The sequence below is a fragment of the Nocardioides sp. zg-1308 genome (genome assembly GCF_013155375.1).
Classification (GTDB): Bacteria; Actinomycetota; Actinomycetes; order Propionibacteriales; family Nocardioidaceae; genus Nocardioides; species Nocardioides renjunii.
Map to the genome: position 1 here is coordinate 418,519 of NZ_JABJQY010000002.1, position 16,226 is coordinate 434,744.

Genomic DNA, 16,226 nt, shown 5'->3' on the forward strand with positions numbered 1-16,226 from the left:
CCGGGTGGGCGTCAGTAGTCCTTCTTGCGGCCGATCTGCCGCTGGATGCGGCTCTCGGGCTGGCCGAGGACCTTGGCCATGATCTTGACCCGGTAGCGGTAGGCGATCACGCCCAGGACGATGATGACCAGGAGCCAGAACATGGGACGAGCCTACGCCGCCCCGGCAAGGTCGGACCTCCCCAGCGAGTCTCGAACTTCTGGGGGCGTGCACGCCTGCAGAAGTTCGGGTTTCCCCGCATATGCGGGGAAACCGAAGGAGGCACACGCAGGACGAGCGCGTCAGACGACGGCGCCCGAGTCCTCCGGCGTCCGCTCGACCTTCTCCTTCTTCACCCGGCTGAGCGGCCACTTCTCCTGCATGTAGGTGAGGAGCGGGGTGGCCATGAAGATCGAGGAGTACGTGCCGACGATGAGCCCGACGAGCAGCGCGATGGCGAAGTCCTGCAGCGAGTCGCCGCCGAGGACGGCGAGCGCGGCGAGGATGAACATCGAGCCGAGACCGGTGTTGACCGTGCGGGGGATGGTCTCGACGGCCGCCTTGTTGGCGAGCGTGCGGAAGTCGTCCTCCGGCTTGGAGCCGTACCAGCGCTCACGCACGCGGTCGAAGACGACGACGGTGTCGTTGACCGACAGACCGACGATGGTCATCGCCGCCGCCAGGAAGATGCCGTCGATCGGCTTGTGCAGCCAGGCGAAGAGGCCGACCACCAGCACGACGTCGTGCGCCATGGCGACCACGGCGGAGACGCCGAAGGTCCACTTGAAGCGGATGGCGAGGTAGAGCAGCTGGGCCAGGAAGGCCACGCCGAAGGCGATGAGGGCGTTGTTGCGCAGCTCCTCACCGAGCGACGCGCCGATCTGCTGGTCGTCGACCTTGGTGACCTCGCCGCCGATCGCTGCCAGCTCGTCCTCGATCCGCTGCTCCTCCTCGTTGGAGATCTCCCCGGTGCGGACGGTGAAGTCGGCGGTGTCGGCGGTCTGCACGACGGCCTCGGGGAAGCCGGCGTCGGCCACGGCCGTGCGGGCCTGCTCGATGGTGACCGACTCGCTGACGGAGTAGTCGAGCTGGCGCCCGCCGGTGAACTCCACGCCGAGGTTGAGGCCCTGGGTCGCGATGCCGGTCACCGCGATGACCAGCGCGACCGCCGACACGCCGAGCCAGGTCCGGCGGCTGCTCATGATGTCGGGGTCCTTGCGGTCCAGCCAGGTGCGCACCTTGCCGATGTCGCCGAGGCCGCTGATGGCCGGCTTGCGGTTGACCGGCTTGTTGGCCACGGCCAGGTCGCAGAGGACCCGGGCGATGATCAGCGCGGAGACCATGGACGCGACGACACCGATGGACAGCGTGACACCGAAGCCCTTGATCGGGCCGGAGCCGAGGAAGAACAGGAGGCCGGCCGCGAGGAGCGTCGTGACGTTGGAGTCGATGATCGCGGTCCACGCCTTGTTGAAGCCGACCGCCAGTGCCCGACGCAGGCCCGCGGAGGGGTACGCGGCGTACTCCTCCCGCGCTCGCTCGAAGACGAGGACGTTGGCGTCGATCGCCATGCCGATGGCGAGCACGAATCCGGCGAGGCCGGGCAGCGTCAGCGTGGACCCGAGCCCGACGAGCATGGCGTAGGCGAGCAGGGCGTACGACCCCAGCGCGATGGTCGCCATCAGGCCGACGAGGCGGTAGACGACCACGATGAAGAGGCCGGTGAGCAGCAGGCCGATGATGCCGGCCTCGATCGAGGCGTCGATCGCCTCCTCGCCGAGCGAGGGGCCGACGAGTCGGTCGGAGATGGCGGTCAGCTCGAGCGGGAGCGCGCCGCCCTGGATGAGGGCGGCGAGGTCCTTGGCCTCGGTAGGCGTGTAGCTGCCGGTGATGTCGGTGGAGCCGCCACGGATGCCGACGTCGCAGCCGACGCCGGTGTTGACCTCGGGCGAGGAGATGATCTCGCCGTCGAGCACGATCGCGATGCGGCGCTTGGGGTCGCCGGACGGGTTGCAGGCGGCCGTCCCGGTGATGTCGGCCCAGGTGTCGCCACCCTTGCCGTTGAAGTCGATCGCGACGACCCAGTCGACGCTCTGCTCGCGCTGCACCGCGCTCGCGCCGGTGATCTCCTCGCCCTGGATGACCGTGGGACCGACCTCGAGGGTGTCGCCCTGGTCGGAGGGGAGCACGAGGTTCTTGTTCTTGCTCGGCTCGGCGTCGGGCTCGGCGGTGGCGATGACCTCGTGGATCGTCAGCTTGGCGGTGGTGCCGATCCGGTCCTCGGCCTCCTGCGCCTCCTCGTCGTTCGTGACGCCGGGGAGCTCGACGAGGATGCGGTTCTCACCCTGACGCACGAGGGTCGACTCGGCGACACCGAGGGCGTCGACGCGGCCGCGGAGCACCTGCAGGGTCTTGTCGACGTTCTCTGCGGTGGCGGGGGTCTGCTCGGTGCCCTCTGCCTCGAAGACGAACTGCGCGCCGCCCCGGAGGTCGAGGCCGAGGTTGGGCTTGACGTTGATCGCGAGCAGCGCGCACCCGGCCAGGAGGCCGAGCACGAGGATGAAACGGACCCAGACACCACGTGACATGCGCGTCATCCTCCACCACGAGCGTTGATCACCCGAATCCGGGCACGAGAACGTCAACGGGTGGCCGCGCCCGAAGGTTCCGCCCCGTTCCACGAGCGATCCCTCTCCCGGGACTCTCGACACCGGGCGGCGGCGGGTGTTGTGTGGGCGGCACTGCGACCGACCCCCGGCCGCGCTCTCGGGAGGGCACATGTACAGACGCACGAGACTGAGCAGCACCAGGCTGGTGGCGGTGGGCGGCCTGGTGGCCGCCAGCCTGGCCGCCGGCGCCGGAGTGGCAGCCGGCACGGCAGCACCGGACGACGGCAGGCGCGAGATCGTCCGCACCGCCTCCGACGACACCACCCAGATCGTGATGGTGCGCGCACCCGGGGTCGAGGACCGCAACCAGGTCATCGAGCTCGGCCTCGACGTCACCGAGCACGCCACCGAGCGCGGCATCGAGGTCGTCCTCCACGACGACAAGGACGCGCAGGCGCTGCGGGACGCCGGCTTCACGTGGACCGTCACCGTCGACGACCTCGAGGCCCTCACCGAGACCAACCGCAAGGCCGACAGGGCGTACGACGCCCGCGTGACGCGGTCGGCCCTGCCGAGCGGGCGCACGGCCTACCGCACCTACGACGACTACCTCCGCGACATGAACCGCCTCGCGCGGCTCTACCCCACCCTCACCAAGCCGCTCACCCTCGCGAACCCGACGGTCCTCGGCGAGCGCGTCCGCGGGCTCGAGATCAGCGTCGGCGCCGCCGACGTGCGCGACGGCAAGCCGGTCTTCCTCCTCATGGGCGCCCACCACGCGCGCGAGTGGCCGAGCGCCGAGCACACGATGGAGTTCGGCTTCGACCTGCTGCAGTCCTACTACTCCAGCGACCGCGCGGTCCGCGACCGCGCCCGGCGGGTGCTGTCGGAGTCACGGGTCATCGTCGTGCCCGTGGTCAACGTCGACGGCTTCAAGATCTCCCGCGGCGCGGAGCCGCTCGGCGACCTCAGCCAGTTCGACTACGAGATGAAGCGCAAGAACTGCTCGATCTCCGCCGCCACGCCCGCGCAGTACCTCGGCGGCACCTGCGACGACAACCCCGCCGGCCGCCTGCGCGGGACCGACCTCAACCGCAACTACCCCGGCTTCTGGGGCGGCGGCGGCGCCAGCCCGGTCTGGTCCAGCGACACGTTCCGCGGCGACGCGCCCGGCAGCGAGCCGGAGACCGACTCGGTGCGACAGCTCATCTCCGAGCGCGCGGTGACCGTCATGATCTCCAACCACACCTACAGCAACCTCGTGCTGCGACCCCCGGCCATCGCCGCCACCGGCCTGGCCCCCGACGAGCCGGAGCTCAAGGCGCTCGGCGACGCGATGGCCGCGCAGAACGCCTACACCAGCCAGGCGTCGTACCAGCTCTACGACACCTCCGGCTCGACCGAGGACTGGAGCTACTGGATCACGGGCGGGCTCGGCTACACCTTCGAGATCGGCGACGAGGGCTTCCACCCGGCCTACGAGGAGGCCGTCGTCGGGGAGTACCTCGGCGAGGCACCGGCCGACAGTGCCGGGCTCGGCGGCAACCAGGAGGCCTACTGGGTGGCGGCCGAGGCGGCCGCCGACGACGCCCTGCACTCCCGGATCAGCGGGAAGGCGCCGGCCGGACGCACGATCACGGTCTCCAAGAGCGTGGTCTCGCCGACGTCGCCGGTCATCCAAGTCGACGGCACCCTGGGTGAGCCGATCCTCTACGCGGACACGCTCGTCAACGAGTACGCCACCGACCGCGGCGGCCGGTTCGTGATCGACGTGAACCCCTCGACGCGCCCGCTGGTGGCGGGGCGCTACGGGCGCCTCCCGCAGGCACCGCCGCAGGCTCCGCTCACGCTGGTCAACCCGCCGGGCGTGCCCGCGGTCGGCAGCGGCGAGTCGACGACCTTCGAGGTGCAGGGGCTGCCGCAGGCCGACAACGGCTTCGCCGTGGTGTCGATCTCGTGGCCGTCGACCGACCCCGAGGACTTCGACTGGGACTTCACCCTGCTCGGCCCCGACGGTACGCCGGTCGGCTCGGGCGCGACGCTCGCCAACCCCGAGGTGATCCGGATCCCCGACCCGCAGCCGGGGACCTACACCATCGTGGCCGACAACTACGCCGGCGGCTCGGCGGCCAACGACTGGTCCGGGCAGGTGACCTTCGAGAGCCCGACCCCGCCGATCGAGACCGGCGTCAAGGAGTCGTGGATCGTCTCCTGCGCCGACCGTCGCGGTCGGGTCTTCGGCACCCGCGAGGTGGTCGTGGACCGCGGCGAGCTCGCCGGGGTCGGCGACATCTGCCGGCCGGGGAGCGCCAAGCGCTGAGGTGGGTGGCGTGCGCCCGCTGCGTCAGCGGGCGTACGCCTCCAGCTCGCCGGCGAGGTCCGCGTTGGCCCGGCCCACCACGTGGGTGCCGTCGCCGGTGTGCTCCAGCGAGCCGATCTCGGCCTCCTGGTGGATCCGGTTGACCAGGTCGCCGCGGTCGTAGGGCAGCAGCACGTCGAACTCGACCTGCGGGCGCGGCAGCTCGGACTCGATCGTGCGGAGCGCCTCGTCGATGCCGTCGCCGGTCTTGGCGCTGACCACGACGCTGTGCGGCTCGCGGGCCCGCAGCCGGCTGATGACCAGCGGGTCGGCGGCATCGACCTTGTTGATCACGATGATCTCGGGGACCTTGTTGGCGCCGATCTCGGCGAGCACCTGGCGCACCGCGGCGATCTGGCCCTCGGGGTCGGGGTGCGAGCCGTCGACGACGTGGAGCAGCAGGTCGGAGTCGGCGACCTCCTCCAGCGTCGAGCGGAACGCCTCGACGAGCCCGTGCGGGAGGTGGCGGACGAAGCCGACGGTGTCGGACATCGTGTAGATGCGGCCGTCGCTGGTCGTCGTACGACGCGTGGTCGGGTCGAGCGTCGCAAAGAGCGCGTCCTCCACCAGCACGCCGGCGTCGGTCAGCCGGTTGAGCAGCGAGGACTTGCCGGCGTTGGTGTAGCCGGCGATCGCCACGCTGGGGATGTGGTTGCGGCGGCGCGACTGGCGCTTGACCTCGCGGGTGCCGCGCATCTCCTTGAGCTCGCGACGGAGCTTGGAGATCTTGGTGTTGATCCGGCGGCGGTCGGTCTCGATCTTGGTCTCACCGGGACCGCGGCCACCGATGCCCTCACCGCCCGCGGCGCGGCCACCGGCCTGGCGCGACAGGTTGCCGCCCCAGCCGCGGAGGCGCTGCTTCATGTACTGCAGCTGGGCCAGCTCGACTTGCGCCTGGCCCTCCTTGCTCTTGGCGTGCTGGGCGAAGATGTCGAGGATCAGCGCGGTCCGGTCGACGACCTTGACCTTGATCCGGTCCTCGAGGTTGCGCAGCTGGCTGGGCGCGAGCTCGCCGTCGCAGATGACGGTGTCGGCGCCGGTCGCCTGGACGATCTCGCGGATCGCCTCGACCTTGCCGCGACCGATGAAGGTCGCCGGGTCGGGCGACTGGCGGCGCTGGAAGACGGCCTCGAGCACCTCGGAGCCGGCGGTCTCGGCGAGCAGCGCGAGCTCGGCCATCGAGTTCTCCGCGTCGGTGACGCTGCCACCGGTCCACACGCCGACGAGCACGACCTTCTCCAGGCGGAGCTGGCGGTACTCGACCTCGGTGATGTCCTCGAGCTCGGTGCGCAGGCTGGCGACCCGGCGCAGGGCGTGGCGCTCGGCGAGCTCCTGCGCGCCGATCGTCAGCTCCTCGGGGTCGCCCTCGTCGTCGTACGCCGTGTCGTCGGCGTAGCCGGACTCGAAGTCGTCGTCCTCGAGCAGCTGGTCGTCGAGCTCGATGGTCTCGTCGTCCCAGGCGCGGGTGGCGTCGAGCGCGTCGCGCAGGTTGAAGTCAGGTGCGTTCGTCATATGCCTCCAAGGGTAGGTCGCGCCGCGCGCCTGTGCGAATGACTTAGGCGCGGACCGGGTCGGCGACCGCCCGTCTCAGGCCCGGTGCCGGCCCTCGGCGGTCCGCCGGACGCCGTCGACCACGGCGAGGTCGATGAACTCGTGGCACGCGGCGCGCACGTCGTGCGGGGTGTCCGCGGCCCCGACCGCCACGACGCGGACGCCCGCGGCGTGCAGCCGGTGGACCAGCGGCAGCGCCGACGTGAGGTCGCCGGCGATGACCACCTCGTCGACGGCGGCGTCGCGCGCGATGTCGACCGCGTCGATCGTCATCGCCACCAGCGCCTGCTCGTCCTGGGAGACGTGGTGGAACGAGTGCAGTCCCTCGCGCCGCAGCCGACCGACCCAGTCGCCGAGGTCGGCCCGGCCCCAGTCGGCGTAGGCACGGCACACGTTGACCGAGCCCCGCTCCCCCAGCCGGGCCAGCAGCCCGGTCGCGACGTCGGCCGACACCCGGCGCGCGTCGATGAGCAGTGCGACGCGCGAGGCCTGCTCGGTCTCGTCACCGGTCGGGCGCTGCGCGAGCGGCGCGGGTGCGGGCGCAGCCTCCTCGGCCGGGCGGCGTACGCGCTCCTGCTTGCTGCCCACCGCCATCCAGCGGCGCACGAGCGAGGTGAGATCGCCCTCCGGGCCGGGCGTGGTCGCGTGGTCCTCCACCGCTCGGCGCGGCTCCACCATGCTGGTCATCGTTGCCCCCCACAGGCTGGATGAGTGCTGTCCTTCCAGCCACCCTCCACCCGCGCCGCGGCGCGCGTCGGCCGATTGACCGAATTGAGGACGTTCGGCCTAGACCACGGGGCTCGTGGGGCTCAGGTGATCAGTCGGCCATCACTTGGGAGGCATCCGGATGCCGCCGTCGACGCGGATGGTCTCGCCGTTCATGTAGGAGTTGGTCAGGCACTCCACGACCATGCTGGCCAGCTCCTCGGCGCGGCCGAGGCGCTTGGGGAACAGCACGTTCTGGCCGAGGTTGGCCTTGAACGCGTCGGGGTCGGGGAACGCGTCGTAGATCGGGGTGTCGATGAGACCGGGCGCGATGGTGTTGAGGCGGATGCCGGCGGCGGAGAGGTCGCGCGCGACCGGGAGGGTCATGCCGACGACGCCGCCCTTGGACGCGGAGTAGGACGCCTGGCCGATCTGGCCGTCGAACGCGGCGACGGAGGCGAGGTTGACGATCGCACCGCGCTGGCCGTCGGCGTCGGGCTCGTTGCGGCTCATCACTGTCGCGGCCTGGCGGGTCATGTCGAAGGTGCCGATAAGGTTGATCTCGACGACCTTGCGGAACGCGTCGAGGTCGTGGGCCGACTCCAGCATCCCGTCGCGACCGATGGTGCGCTGGGCCCACCCGATGCCGGCGGAGTTCACGCAGGCGCGCAGCGGCGCGATCTCGCCGGCGGCCTCCACGGCGGCGGCGACCTGGTCGGTCCTGGTGACGTCGACGGCCGCGAAGACACCGCTGATCTCGTCGGCGAGGGCCTCGCCCTTCTCGGCGTTCAGGTCGGCGACGACGACGGTCGCACCCCTCGCGGCGAGGGCGCGGGCGACCGCGGCACCGATGCCGCTGGCGCCGCCGGTGACGATGGCGGAGGATCCGGTGATGTCCATGTCGCCGGATGCTATGCCAGCCGGGTCCGGGCTCCCGCGGCGGCTACGACGGTGCACGGGCGTGCCCTGCCTCGGTCGACGCTGCTCGCCTCAGAGGTCCGTGGTGCCCTCGGCCACCAGCACCGCGGGGCCGGTGAGCAGCACGCGGTCGTCCTCGGTCCACTCCACGTGCAGCGTGCCGCCGGGCACGTCGACGCGGTACGTCGTACCGCGGGGTGCGCCGTCCGCGAGCGAGGCGGCGACCGCCACCGCGCAGGCGCCGGTCCCGCACGACCGGGTCTCGCCGGACCCGCGCTCGTGGACGCGCATGGCGACGTGGTGCTCGCCACGGCGCACGACGAACTCGACGTTGACGCCGTCGGGGTAGACCGAGGCGTCGTGGCCGGGCGGCTCGAGGAGGTGCCCGGCGTCGGCGAGGTCGTCGACGAAGGCCACCGCGTGGGGGTTGCCCATCGAGACGTGCTGCGCCGGCCACGCGCGGTCGCCCACCGACACCTTCGTGTCGCCCAGCACCTCAGGGGCACCCATGTCGGCGGTCAGGTCGCGCCCGTCGCCGTGGGCGCTGCGGTCGAGCACCTTGACGCCGTCGCGGGTCTGGATCCTCATCGGGAAGGCCTCGCCCTGGTGGTCGTGGAGGTAGCGGGCGAAGACGCGGATGCCGTTGCCGCACATCTCGCTGACCGAGCCGTCGGCGTTGCGGTAGTCCATGAACCAGCCCCCGTCGCGGCGCACCGCGCGCAGCACGCCGTCGCCGCCCAGCCCGGCGCGGCGGTCGCACAGCGCGCGGACCCGCTCGGCCGGCATCTCCCCGTCGACGTAGCCGTGCAGGGAGCCGTCGGGGTCGGGCAGGACCACGAAGTCGTTCTCGGTGCCGTGGCCCTTGAGGAAGGGATAGCTCACCCGTCCAGTGTGGCAGCCCGGCCGCAGACGCAGCGAACGGTCGCGGGGCGCTGGACCGGAGTCCGCCCCGCGACCGTCCAGCGGCGCGTCAGCGGGGGTCGACCACCTTGGCCGAGCCCTTGCCGCGGCGGCTCGGCTCGGCGACCGCGGTCATCTGCTTCTGCGGCCCGAGCTCGATCGCCGTCGCGGCGCCGATCTCGGCCGCGCTGGTGAAGGCGTCACCCGCCGGCACCAACGTGTGGCCGAGGGCCGTGAGCGCCGTGCCGTAGGCGCTGATGAACGCGGGCTCGGCGGTGACGCTGGCGGTGTTGCGCTGGGTGGCGCGCGGGGCCGCGATCGCCTCCTCGATGCTCATCCCGAGGTCGATGCGGTTGACGAGCATCTGCAGGACCGTGGTGATGATCGTCGAGCCACCGGGCGAGCCGAGGGCCAGGAACGGCTTGCCGTCCTTGAGCACGATCGTCGGCGACATGGAGCTGCGCGGGCGCTTGCCGGGCTGGATCCGGTTGGGGTCGGCGGCGTCGTAGACGGTCGAGAAGTCGGTGAGCTCGTTGTTGAGCAGGAAGCCGTGGCCCGGCACGACCATGCCGGAGCCGCCGGTCTGCTCGATGGTGAGGGTGTACTCGACGACGTTGCCGAACTGGTCGGCGACGGTGAGGTTGGTGGTCGAGATGTTCTCGGTGTCGGCGTCCTCGGTGCCCTTGGCGGTGGCCGGAGTGCACACGCCGTCGTAGGACGTCACGTCGCCGGCCGCGACCGGCTTGGTCGCTGCCTTGGTCGGGTCGAGGCGGCACGCGCGCTCGGCGGCGAACCGGTCGTCGAGCAGCCGCTTGACTGGGACGTCGACGAAGGCCGGGTCACCGACGTACTTGCCGCGGTCGGCGAACGCCAGGGCGCTGGCCTCGAGGTAGTGGTGCAGCGCCTGCTCGGGCGTCATCGCCGACAGGTCGTAGCGCTCGAGGATGTTGAGCGCCTCGCCGACGGTGGTGCCGCCGGACGACGACGGCGCCATGCCGTAGACGTCGTGGCCGCGGTAGGTCGTGCGGGTGGCCTTCTGCGAGCGGACCTTGTAGTCGCGCAGGTCGCGGGCGGTGAGCCAGCCGGGCGGCACGGGCAGGTCGGTGTTCTTCGTCGTCCGCGGCTTGCGGACCACCTCCGACATCAGCCGGGCCAGCGCGCCGCGGTAGAAGGCCCGGGTGCCGCGCTGGGCGATGAGGTCGTAGGTCTCGGCGAGGTCGGGGTTGCGGAAGACCGAGCCGACCTTCGGGGCGTCGCCCTGGGGCAGGAACAGCTTGCGGCTGTCCTTAAAGGCGGCGAAGCGGACCTCGTTGTCGAGGGTCTGCTGGCGGAACGTCTCGTCGACCCTGAAGCCGCGGCGCGCGACCTTGGTGGCCGGGGCGAGCGCGTCGGCCAGCGACAGGGTGCCCCAGTTGGCCAGCGCCTTGTCCCAGGTGGCCAGCGTGCCGGGGGTGCCGACGCTGGCGCCGCTGGTGACGAGGTCGGGGGTGAACGTGTAGGGCTTGCCGGTCGCGGGGTCGATGAAGGCGTCCTGCGGCATCTTCATCGGCGCGGTCTCGCGGCCGTCGAGCGTGCGGACCTTGCCCGACTTGGCGTTGTAGTAGACGAAGTAGCCGCCACCGCCGATGCCGGCGCTGTAGGGCTCGGTGACGCCGAGGGTCGCGGCCGCAGCGACGGCCGCGTCGACCGCGTTGCCCCCGGCCTTGAGCACCTTGAGGCCGACCGCGCTGGCCTCGGGGTCGACGGTGCTGATCGCGCCGCCCTTGCCCACGGCCGTGGGGTCCTTGACGGTCGGGCGCTCGAGGGCGCTGCCGGGCTGGCTGGCGGGCGCGGTGGACGCGGCCGTCGAGGCGCTGGGCGCGACGAGGAGGCCGGCCGCCAGCGCGAGGCCGCTGGTGGTGGACAGGACGGTGGTGAGCCGACGGGCGTGGCTGTGCATGGGGACCTCCCGAGTGACGAGTCCTTCCACCCTTGCGCCGCGAGGGGCGCTTGTCCACGACCGCCGGGGTGGGTCGGCCGACGCCCTCGTCACCACGCGCCGGCGATCAGCGCACGACGGTGTAGCGACCGCACATGAAGTCACGGTTGCGGGCGATCTCCTCCAGGCGCAGCTCGACGTGGCGCGGCAGCACCGGCGCGCCGCTGCCGAGGGTGACGGGGGCGTACTGGAGCCAGACCTCGTCGAGCAGACCGGCGTCGTGGAGCTGCCCGACCAGGTCGCCGCCGCCGACGACCCAGATGTCCTTGCCCTGCGCGGCCTCGGTCATCTCGGCGTGCACCCGGCGCACGTCGTCGCGGTCGAACCGCACGCTGTCGGGCGCCGCCGGGAAGGTGCGGTGCGTCATCACCCACGTGGGCAGCGGCCCCCACGGCTCCTCGTCGTGGTCGAGGATCCACTGCCAGGTCGTGGCCCCCATGACGCACGCACCCAGCTGCTCGCGGAAGCGGGGATAGGCCATGGGGCCGTCCATGTCGATGTCGCGCGACGTCAGCCAGTCGAGCGAGTGGTCGTCGGTCGCAATGAAGCCGTCGGGCGTGCAGCCGGTGTAGTAGATCGTCGCCATCCCACCACCATGGCACCGCTCACCGACAGCGCGCTCGACCTGCGTCGGCGACCGACGCAGGGCTACTGGACGAGCGCCTGGAGCGCCGGCTCGGCAGCCTCCAGCGGCAGGTGCCCGAGCATGATGAGCTGCGCCATCCCGTGCACCGTGGACCAGAGCGCAGCCGACAGCGCCACCGGGTCGCGGCCCTCGTGGCCCGGCTCCCGCACCAGCTCGCCGACCAGGCCGCCCAGCAGCTCCTCGTTGCGCCGGATGAGCGGCGCCATCTCGGCGCTCGGCTCGTCCGCGGCGCAGTAGTCCGGGTCGAAGACGAGCGAGAAGGCCTGCGGGTGCGAGGCGGCGTAGCGCACGTAGGCCAGTCCGAGCGCCCGCACCCTGGCGACGGTGCCGTCGACCCCGGCGACCGCCTCCTCCTGGGCCGCGAGCAGCGCCGCCATCCCGCGGACGCCGAGCGCCCCGAGCAGCGCAGCCCGGTCGCCGAAGTGGTGGTAGGGCGCGTTGTGGCTCACGCCGGCGCGGCGCGCCACCTCGCGGAGGCTGATCTTCGCCGCCGACGTGGTCTCGAGCAGGTCGAGCGCAGCGTCCTCGAGCGCGGCCTGGAGATTGCCGTGGTGGTAGCCGCCCGCAGATCTTGACATGGGCAACATCGTACTCCAATGTGGACGTTGTCCACATTCTTGACATCGTCCACATTGATCGGAGCTCTCCCATGGCCACCGTCCTCGTCATCGACGCCCACCCCGACCCGTCCTCGCTCACCGCCCAGCTCGCGGCGTCGTACGCCACCGGGGCCGGCGACACCGCCGTCACGCTGGTGCTGCGCGACCTCGACTTCGACCTCACCCTGCGCACCGGCTACCGCACCCCGCAGGACCTCGAGCCCGACCTCGCGCGCGCCCAGGAGCTCCTCGAGTGGGCCGACCACGTCGCCGTCTTCACGCCGGTGTGGTGGGGCTCGGTGCCCGCGCTGCTCAAGGGGTTCTTCGACCGCACGCTCGAGCGCGGGTGGGCCTTCCGCTACAAGGAGAACGGCATGCCCGAGGGCCTCCTCGCCGGGCGCACCGGTCGGCTCGCGGTCACCTCGGACTCGCCGCGGTGGTACCTCCCGCTCGTCGGCGACACCACCGTCAAGCAGGTCCGCGGCCGGACGATGGAGTTCTGCGGGATCAAGCCGACGAGGCTCACCCGCTACGCCGACGTGCGCAACCGCACCGAGGACCAGCTCGCGACGTGGATCCGCGACGCCGCCGACCTGGGCGCGCTCGACGCGGCCCGTCCCGCCCGACCCGCCGCCGCACGCCCGGAGCTCGCCGCCGCCGGGTGAGGCCCGTTCAGCCGAGCGCCTCGGCCGCCCCGACCGCCTTCTCCACCCGGTCGGGGTCGTCGTGCGAGACCCACACGATGCGCGGGTCCTTGCGGAACCACGAGTCCTGGCGCCGGGCGAAGCGCCGCGTCGCGGCCTTCGTCTGCTCCACCGCCTCGGCCAGCGTCCGGTCGCCGGCGAGGAACCCCACGACCTCGCGGTAGCCGATCGCCCGCGGGGCGGTGCGGCCCTCGGCCAGCCCGCGCGCCAGCAGGGCCTCGACCTCCTCCACGAAGCCCCCTGCGAACATCTCGTCCACGCGCCGCGCGATCCGCTCGTCGAGCGTCGGCCGGTCGATGTCGACACCGACCTGGACGGTCAGCGGGTCGTCGTACTCCAGGCGCGGGAGGCTGGCGGTGTAGGGGCGGCCGGTCAGTGCGACCACCTCCAGCGCGCGGACGACACGGCGGCCGTTGTCGGGCTGGATCTGCGCGGCTGCCTCGGGGTCCACGCCGGCCAGCCGCTCGTGCAGTGCCGCGCTCCCGACGCGCTCGAGCTCGACCTCGAGCTCGCGGCGCAACGACTCGTCGGTGCCCGGGAACTCGAACCGGTCGACGATGGCGCGGGTGTAGAGCGCCGAGCCGCCGACCAGGACCGGGGTGGCGTCGCGGCCGCGGATGTCCGTGATCGCCTCGCGCGCCCACCCCTGGAAGAGCGCGACAGTGGCGGGCTCGGTCACCTCCAGCGCGTCGAGGAGGTGGTGCGGGATGCCGCGGCGCTCGGCCGCGGGCAGCTTGGCGGTGCCGATGTCCATGCCGCGGTAGACCTGCATGGCGTCGGTGTTGACGACCTCTCCCCCGAGCCGCTCGGCGAGGTCGAGGCTCAGACCGGTCTTGCCCGACGCCGTGGCCCCGACGAGGGCGACGACCGGACGAGGCATGGGGCCATTGTCCCAGCCCGGCTACGATCCGAGGAGCCGGAGTGCTCGCCCGTCGGGGTGGGCCGGCGCTCCCCGAGGAGGAACCATGGGTTTCCTGGACAAGGCGAAGGCCAAGCTCACCGAGACGGTCGACCAGCACGGCGACAAGATCGCCCAGGGCATCGACAAGGCCGGCACGATGGTCAACGAGAAGACCGGCGGCAAGCACGCCGACAAGATCGACAAGGCCACCGGCAAGGCCCGCGACGCGCTCGACTCGCTCGACGGCAGGAACGACGACATCCCGCCGGCCGGGCCGACGACCACCGCCCCCTGACCGGACCCTAGGTTGGGGCGGTGACCGAACGCTTCGCCCTCGTCCCGGCGTCCTACGTCTACCTCCTGCGTGAGGGCGAGGGCGGCACGGAGGTGCTGCTGCAGCTGCGCCGGGGGACGCCCTACATGGACGGGCACTGGGCAGCAGCCGCAGCCGGCCACGTCGAGCGGGGCGAGACGGCGTACGACGCCGCGCGCCGCGAGGCGGTCGAGGAGCTCGGCATCACCGACGTCGACCTCGCGTTCGCCTTCACCATGCAGCGCAGCCAGCACGCGGACGCGATCGACGAGCGGGTCGACTGGTTCTTCACCGCCCGGTCGTGGACCGGCGAGCCGCGCGTCGTCGAGCCGGAGAAGGCGGCGGAGGTGCGGTGGTGGCCGCTCGACGCGCTGCCGGAGCCGACGGTCCCGCACGAGGCGCACGCCCTGGCCCACCTCTTCTCCGGGGTCGGCTACCTCACCTTCGGGTGGGACGCGACGCCCGCATGACGCCCGACCCGCCCCACGGGGGTGGCCGCCCACTGGCGACCGTGGGCACTATCGAACGACAGCACACCCAGGGAGGGAATGGATGAGCAAGGACGAGCTGAGCCCGATGCCGACGCCGTACACGGAGGACCCCCAGCTGGTGCCGGGCGGCGTGGACGCGCTCAAGGACGACCCGGCCGACAACGGGCTGGGCCGCGACCTCGACCCCGACGACAACCCGGCCGTCGACGACGTGCTGCCCGAGGAGGTCGCCGAGCCGGACGACAAGCAGCAGGAGCCGGATGGGGACAGCGACGAGGAGCCGGACACCACCGACAAGGCCTCGGCCGAGGACACCCCCGACGCCGGGCAGGAGGCCGAGGACGGGTCGCCGGAGCCGCCGGCCTGAGCGGGGGCTGTCGGCCGGCTGCTCGATCTCTGGAGTCCCCGGATATCCGGGGACTCCCGGCGGATCGCGGAAGATCCGAGCCATCCAGTGACTCGGATCTTCCGCGATCCTCACCTCACGCGACGGCGGCCACGGCACAGCCCGGCCCGCACGGCCGGGCGCGCGGCCAGCCGGCGTCGCCGAGGATCCGACCGATCTTGGCCGCCGTCGAGCAGGGGCGGTCGTAGACCTGGCCCCACGTGAGGCGCACGGTTCCCTGCCCGGCCACCGCGGCGTCGAGGTCCCGCTCGAAGTCGCGGTCGCGCTGGTCCGCGGTGTCGTGCCAGAGCCGGCCGTCGAGCTCGAAGAGCCGCTCGCCGTAGCGGATGTCGCGGTAGACGATCCCCGTCGCCGTCGCCACCCGGTGCTGCCTCTGCCCCTCGGGCAGCCGGTGCGGTCGTTGGACCAGGACGAGGAAGCCGTGCTCGAGCACCGAGCAGGTGCCGGCGCCGACGTCGCGCAGCACGTCCTCGAGGAAGTAGCGCCGCGACGCCCGGCTGCGGGTCGCCAGGGCATCGAGCATCTGCACCGCCGTCGTGTGCCGGCTCTGCACGGCTCGCGAGACCGCGGCGATGGCCCCGAACTCACCTCGCGTGGCCAGCGCGACGTCGAGCGCCGCCTCCTCGTAGCGCATCCGGGGCGGGCCGAGGTTCCACCGCACGCGATCGTCGAGGTGGGACGTGCGGACGACGACGACCCCCGGAGGTGCCACCACCCGACGCTCGGCAGGGATGGCGACGGTGATCAGACCGAGGTCGCCGCCCGGCCGGCCCGGGCCGTCGGCCGCGCGCATGGCCGACTCCCCCGCCAGCGCCGCCCCGACGACGTGCCCGGCCCGGTCTGCCGGCCCGGAGCACGCGAGCACCGCGCCCCAGGCGCGCTCGAGCCAGGCCGGCGGCCCGGTGTGGTCGACGTACACCCCCGGGAGGAGCGTGGCGAGCTCGCGGCGCCGCACCAGCCGGCGTACGTCGTGCGGCTGCAGGCCCGCCTGCAGCGCCTGCGCGCGGGAGATGACGCCGTGCTGGCTCTGCAGGATCTCCGCGATGTGCTCCACACCGTCCACGATGGGTCGCCGACGGCACGGGCCGCGACCCCTCCGCGGTCATCTGTGGAGGAGCAGATCGCGGAAGATCCGGGTCAGCCGGTGGCTCGGATCTTCCGCGCTGT

16 protein-coding genes are annotated in these 16,226 nt (G+C 72.3%); 5 read left to right on the top strand and 11 right to left on the bottom strand.

Annotated features, from left to right (window positions below):
* Positions 1 to 11 precede the first annotated feature (11 nt).
* Both HN031_RS21825 and secD read right to left on the bottom strand, forming a co-directional pair.
* The gene (locus HN031_RS21825) at positions 12 to 143 is read right to left on the bottom strand and encodes a hypothetical protein (RefSeq protein ID WP_301539399.1); all 132 of its coding nucleotides are present in this window, start codon (positions 141 to 143) and stop codon (positions 12 to 14) included.
* 138 nt (positions 144 to 281) lie between these two features.
* On the bottom strand, positions 282 to 2,567 hold the full coding sequence (gene secD, locus HN031_RS03790) for a protein translocase subunit SecD (RefSeq protein WP_172266547.1): 2,286 nt from the start codon (positions 2,565 to 2,567) through the stop codon (positions 282 to 284).
* A gap of 190 nt (positions 2,568 to 2,757) precedes the next feature.
* On the opposite strand from secD, the gene HN031_RS03795 reads away from it, so the two are divergent.
* Positions 2,758 to 4,908 (top strand): M14 family zinc carboxypeptidase, encoded by a 2,151-nt coding sequence (locus HN031_RS03795; protein ID WP_172266550.1) that lies wholly within the window; start codon positions 2,758 to 2,760, stop codon positions 4,906 to 4,908.
* 24 nt (positions 4,909 to 4,932) lie between these two features.
* On the opposite strand, the gene hflX is transcribed toward HN031_RS03795, so the two are convergent.
* The 7 genes from hflX to HN031_RS03830 all read right to left on the bottom strand — a co-directional run bounded on the left by hflX (position 4,933) and on the right by HN031_RS03830 (position 12,223).
* Positions 4,933 to 6,459: a GTPase HflX gene (gene hflX / locus HN031_RS03800; protein ID WP_172266553.1), complete on the bottom strand. Its 1,527-nt coding sequence runs from the start codon at positions 6,457 to 6,459 to the stop codon at positions 4,933 to 4,935.
* Positions 6,460 to 6,534: 75 nt separating this feature from the next.
* On the bottom strand, positions 6,535 to 7,185 hold the full coding sequence (locus tag HN031_RS03805) for an NYN domain-containing protein (RefSeq protein WP_172266556.1): 651 nt from the start codon (positions 7,183 to 7,185) through the stop codon (positions 6,535 to 6,537).
* A 141-nt stretch (positions 7,186 to 7,326) separates the two neighbouring features.
* Positions 7,327 to 8,103 carry an SDR family oxidoreductase gene (locus tag HN031_RS03810; protein ID WP_172266559.1) on the bottom strand — a complete coding sequence of 259 codons (777 nt, stop codon included), beginning with the start codon at positions 8,101 to 8,103 and terminating at the stop codon, positions 7,327 to 7,329.
* Between the two features lie 90 nt (positions 8,104 to 8,193).
* The gene (dapF, locus tag HN031_RS03815) at positions 8,194 to 9,003 is read right to left on the bottom strand and encodes a diaminopimelate epimerase (RefSeq protein WP_172266562.1); all 810 of its coding nucleotides are present in this window, start codon (positions 9,001 to 9,003) and stop codon (positions 8,194 to 8,196) included.
* Positions 9,004 to 9,091: 88 nt separating this feature from the next.
* The gene (ggt, locus tag HN031_RS03820) at positions 9,092 to 10,960 is read right to left on the bottom strand and encodes a gamma-glutamyltransferase (RefSeq protein ID WP_172266565.1); all 1,869 of its coding nucleotides are present in this window, start codon (positions 10,958 to 10,960) and stop codon (positions 9,092 to 9,094) included.
* A gap of 106 nt (positions 10,961 to 11,066) precedes the next feature.
* Positions 11,067 to 11,585, bottom strand: a complete 519-nt coding sequence (locus tag HN031_RS03825) for a dihydrofolate reductase family protein (RefSeq protein ID WP_172266568.1) — start codon at positions 11,583 to 11,585, stop codon at positions 11,067 to 11,069.
* A gap of 62 nt (positions 11,586 to 11,647) precedes the next feature.
* A complete protein-coding gene (locus HN031_RS03830) occupies positions 11,648 to 12,223 on the bottom strand; it encodes a TetR/AcrR family transcriptional regulator (RefSeq protein ID WP_172266571.1) in 576 nt (191 codons plus the stop codon).
* Positions 12,224 to 12,294: 71 nt separating this feature from the next.
* On the opposite strand from HN031_RS03830, the gene HN031_RS03835 reads away from it, so the two are divergent.
* Positions 12,295 to 12,909 (top strand): NAD(P)H-dependent oxidoreductase, encoded by a 615-nt coding sequence (locus HN031_RS03835; RefSeq protein ID WP_172266574.1) that lies wholly within the window; start codon positions 12,295 to 12,297, stop codon positions 12,907 to 12,909.
* 7 nt (positions 12,910 to 12,916) lie between these two features.
* On the opposite strand, the gene miaA is transcribed toward HN031_RS03835, so the two are convergent.
* Positions 12,917 to 13,828, bottom strand: coding sequence for a tRNA (adenosine(37)-N6)-dimethylallyltransferase MiaA (miaA, locus tag HN031_RS03840; protein ID WP_172266577.1), 912 nt, complete (start codon positions 13,826 to 13,828; stop codon positions 12,917 to 12,919).
* Between the two features lie 85 nt (positions 13,829 to 13,913).
* Between miaA and HN031_RS03845 the strand changes: the two genes are divergently transcribed.
* The 3 genes from HN031_RS03845 to HN031_RS03855 all read left to right on the top strand — a co-directional run bounded on the left by HN031_RS03845 (position 13,914) and on the right by HN031_RS03855 (position 15,020).
* Positions 13,914 to 14,144 carry an antitoxin gene (locus tag HN031_RS03845; RefSeq protein ID WP_172266580.1) on the top strand — a complete coding sequence of 77 codons (231 nt, stop codon included), beginning with the start codon at positions 13,914 to 13,916 and terminating at the stop codon, positions 14,142 to 14,144.
* 20 nt (positions 14,145 to 14,164) lie between these two features.
* Entirely contained in the window at positions 14,165 to 14,632 is a 468-nt protein-coding gene (locus HN031_RS03850) for an NUDIX domain-containing protein (RefSeq protein WP_172266583.1), read from the top strand.
* Positions 14,633 to 14,714: 82 nt separating this feature from the next.
* A complete protein-coding gene (locus HN031_RS03855) occupies positions 14,715 to 15,020 on the top strand; it encodes a hypothetical protein (RefSeq protein WP_172266586.1) in 306 nt (101 codons plus the stop codon).
* 115 nt (positions 15,021 to 15,135) lie between these two features.
* Here HN031_RS03855 and HN031_RS03860 read toward each other — a convergent pair whose 3' ends face one another.
* Positions 15,136 to 16,113 carry a type IV toxin-antitoxin system AbiEi family antitoxin domain-containing protein gene (locus tag HN031_RS03860; RefSeq protein ID WP_216652040.1) on the bottom strand — a complete coding sequence of 326 codons (978 nt, stop codon included), beginning with the start codon at positions 16,111 to 16,113 and terminating at the stop codon, positions 15,136 to 15,138.
* Positions 16,114 to 16,226: the final 113 nt, after the last annotated feature.

Bases quoted from the DNA above. Each gene is read 5' to 3' on its own strand.
- HN031_RS21825 (WP_301539399.1), bottom strand. From the start codon at position 143: ATGTTCTGGCTCCTGGTCATCATCGTCCTGGGCGTGATCGCCTACCGC.
- secD (WP_172266547.1), bottom strand. From the start codon at position 2,567: ATGTCACGTGGTGTCTGGGTCCGTTTCATCCTCGTGCTCGGCCTCCTG.
- HN031_RS03795 (WP_172266550.1), top strand. From the start codon at position 2,758: ATGTACAGACGCACGAGACTGAGCAGCACCAGGCTGGTGGCGGTGGGC.
- hflX (WP_172266553.1), bottom strand. From the start codon at position 6,459: ATGACGAACGCACCTGACTTCAACCTGCGCGACGCGCTCGACGCCACC.
- HN031_RS03805 (WP_172266556.1), bottom strand. From the start codon at position 7,185: ATGACCAGCATGGTGGAGCCGCGCCGAGCGGTGGAGGACCACGCGACC.
- HN031_RS03810 (WP_172266559.1), bottom strand. From the start codon at position 8,103: ATGGACATCACCGGATCCTCCGCCATCGTCACCGGCGGCGCCAGCGGC.
- ggt (WP_172266565.1), bottom strand. From the start codon at position 10,960: ATGCACAGCCACGCCCGTCGGCTCACCACCGTCCTGTCCACCACCAGC.
- HN031_RS03825 (WP_172266568.1), bottom strand. From the start codon at position 11,585: ATGGCGACGATCTACTACACCGGCTGCACGCCCGACGGCTTCATTGCG.
- HN031_RS03830 (WP_172266571.1), bottom strand. From the start codon at position 12,223: ATGTCAAGATCTGCGGGCGGCTACCACCACGGCAATCTCCAGGCCGCG.
- HN031_RS03835 (WP_172266574.1), top strand. From the start codon at position 12,295: ATGGCCACCGTCCTCGTCATCGACGCCCACCCCGACCCGTCCTCGCTC.
- miaA (WP_172266577.1), bottom strand. From the start codon at position 13,828: ATGCCTCGTCCGGTCGTCGCCCTCGTCGGGGCCACGGCGTCGGGCAAG.
- HN031_RS03845 (WP_172266580.1), top strand. From the start codon at position 13,914: ATGGGTTTCCTGGACAAGGCGAAGGCCAAGCTCACCGAGACGGTCGAC.
- HN031_RS03855 (WP_172266586.1), top strand. From the start codon at position 14,715: ATGAGCAAGGACGAGCTGAGCCCGATGCCGACGCCGTACACGGAGGAC.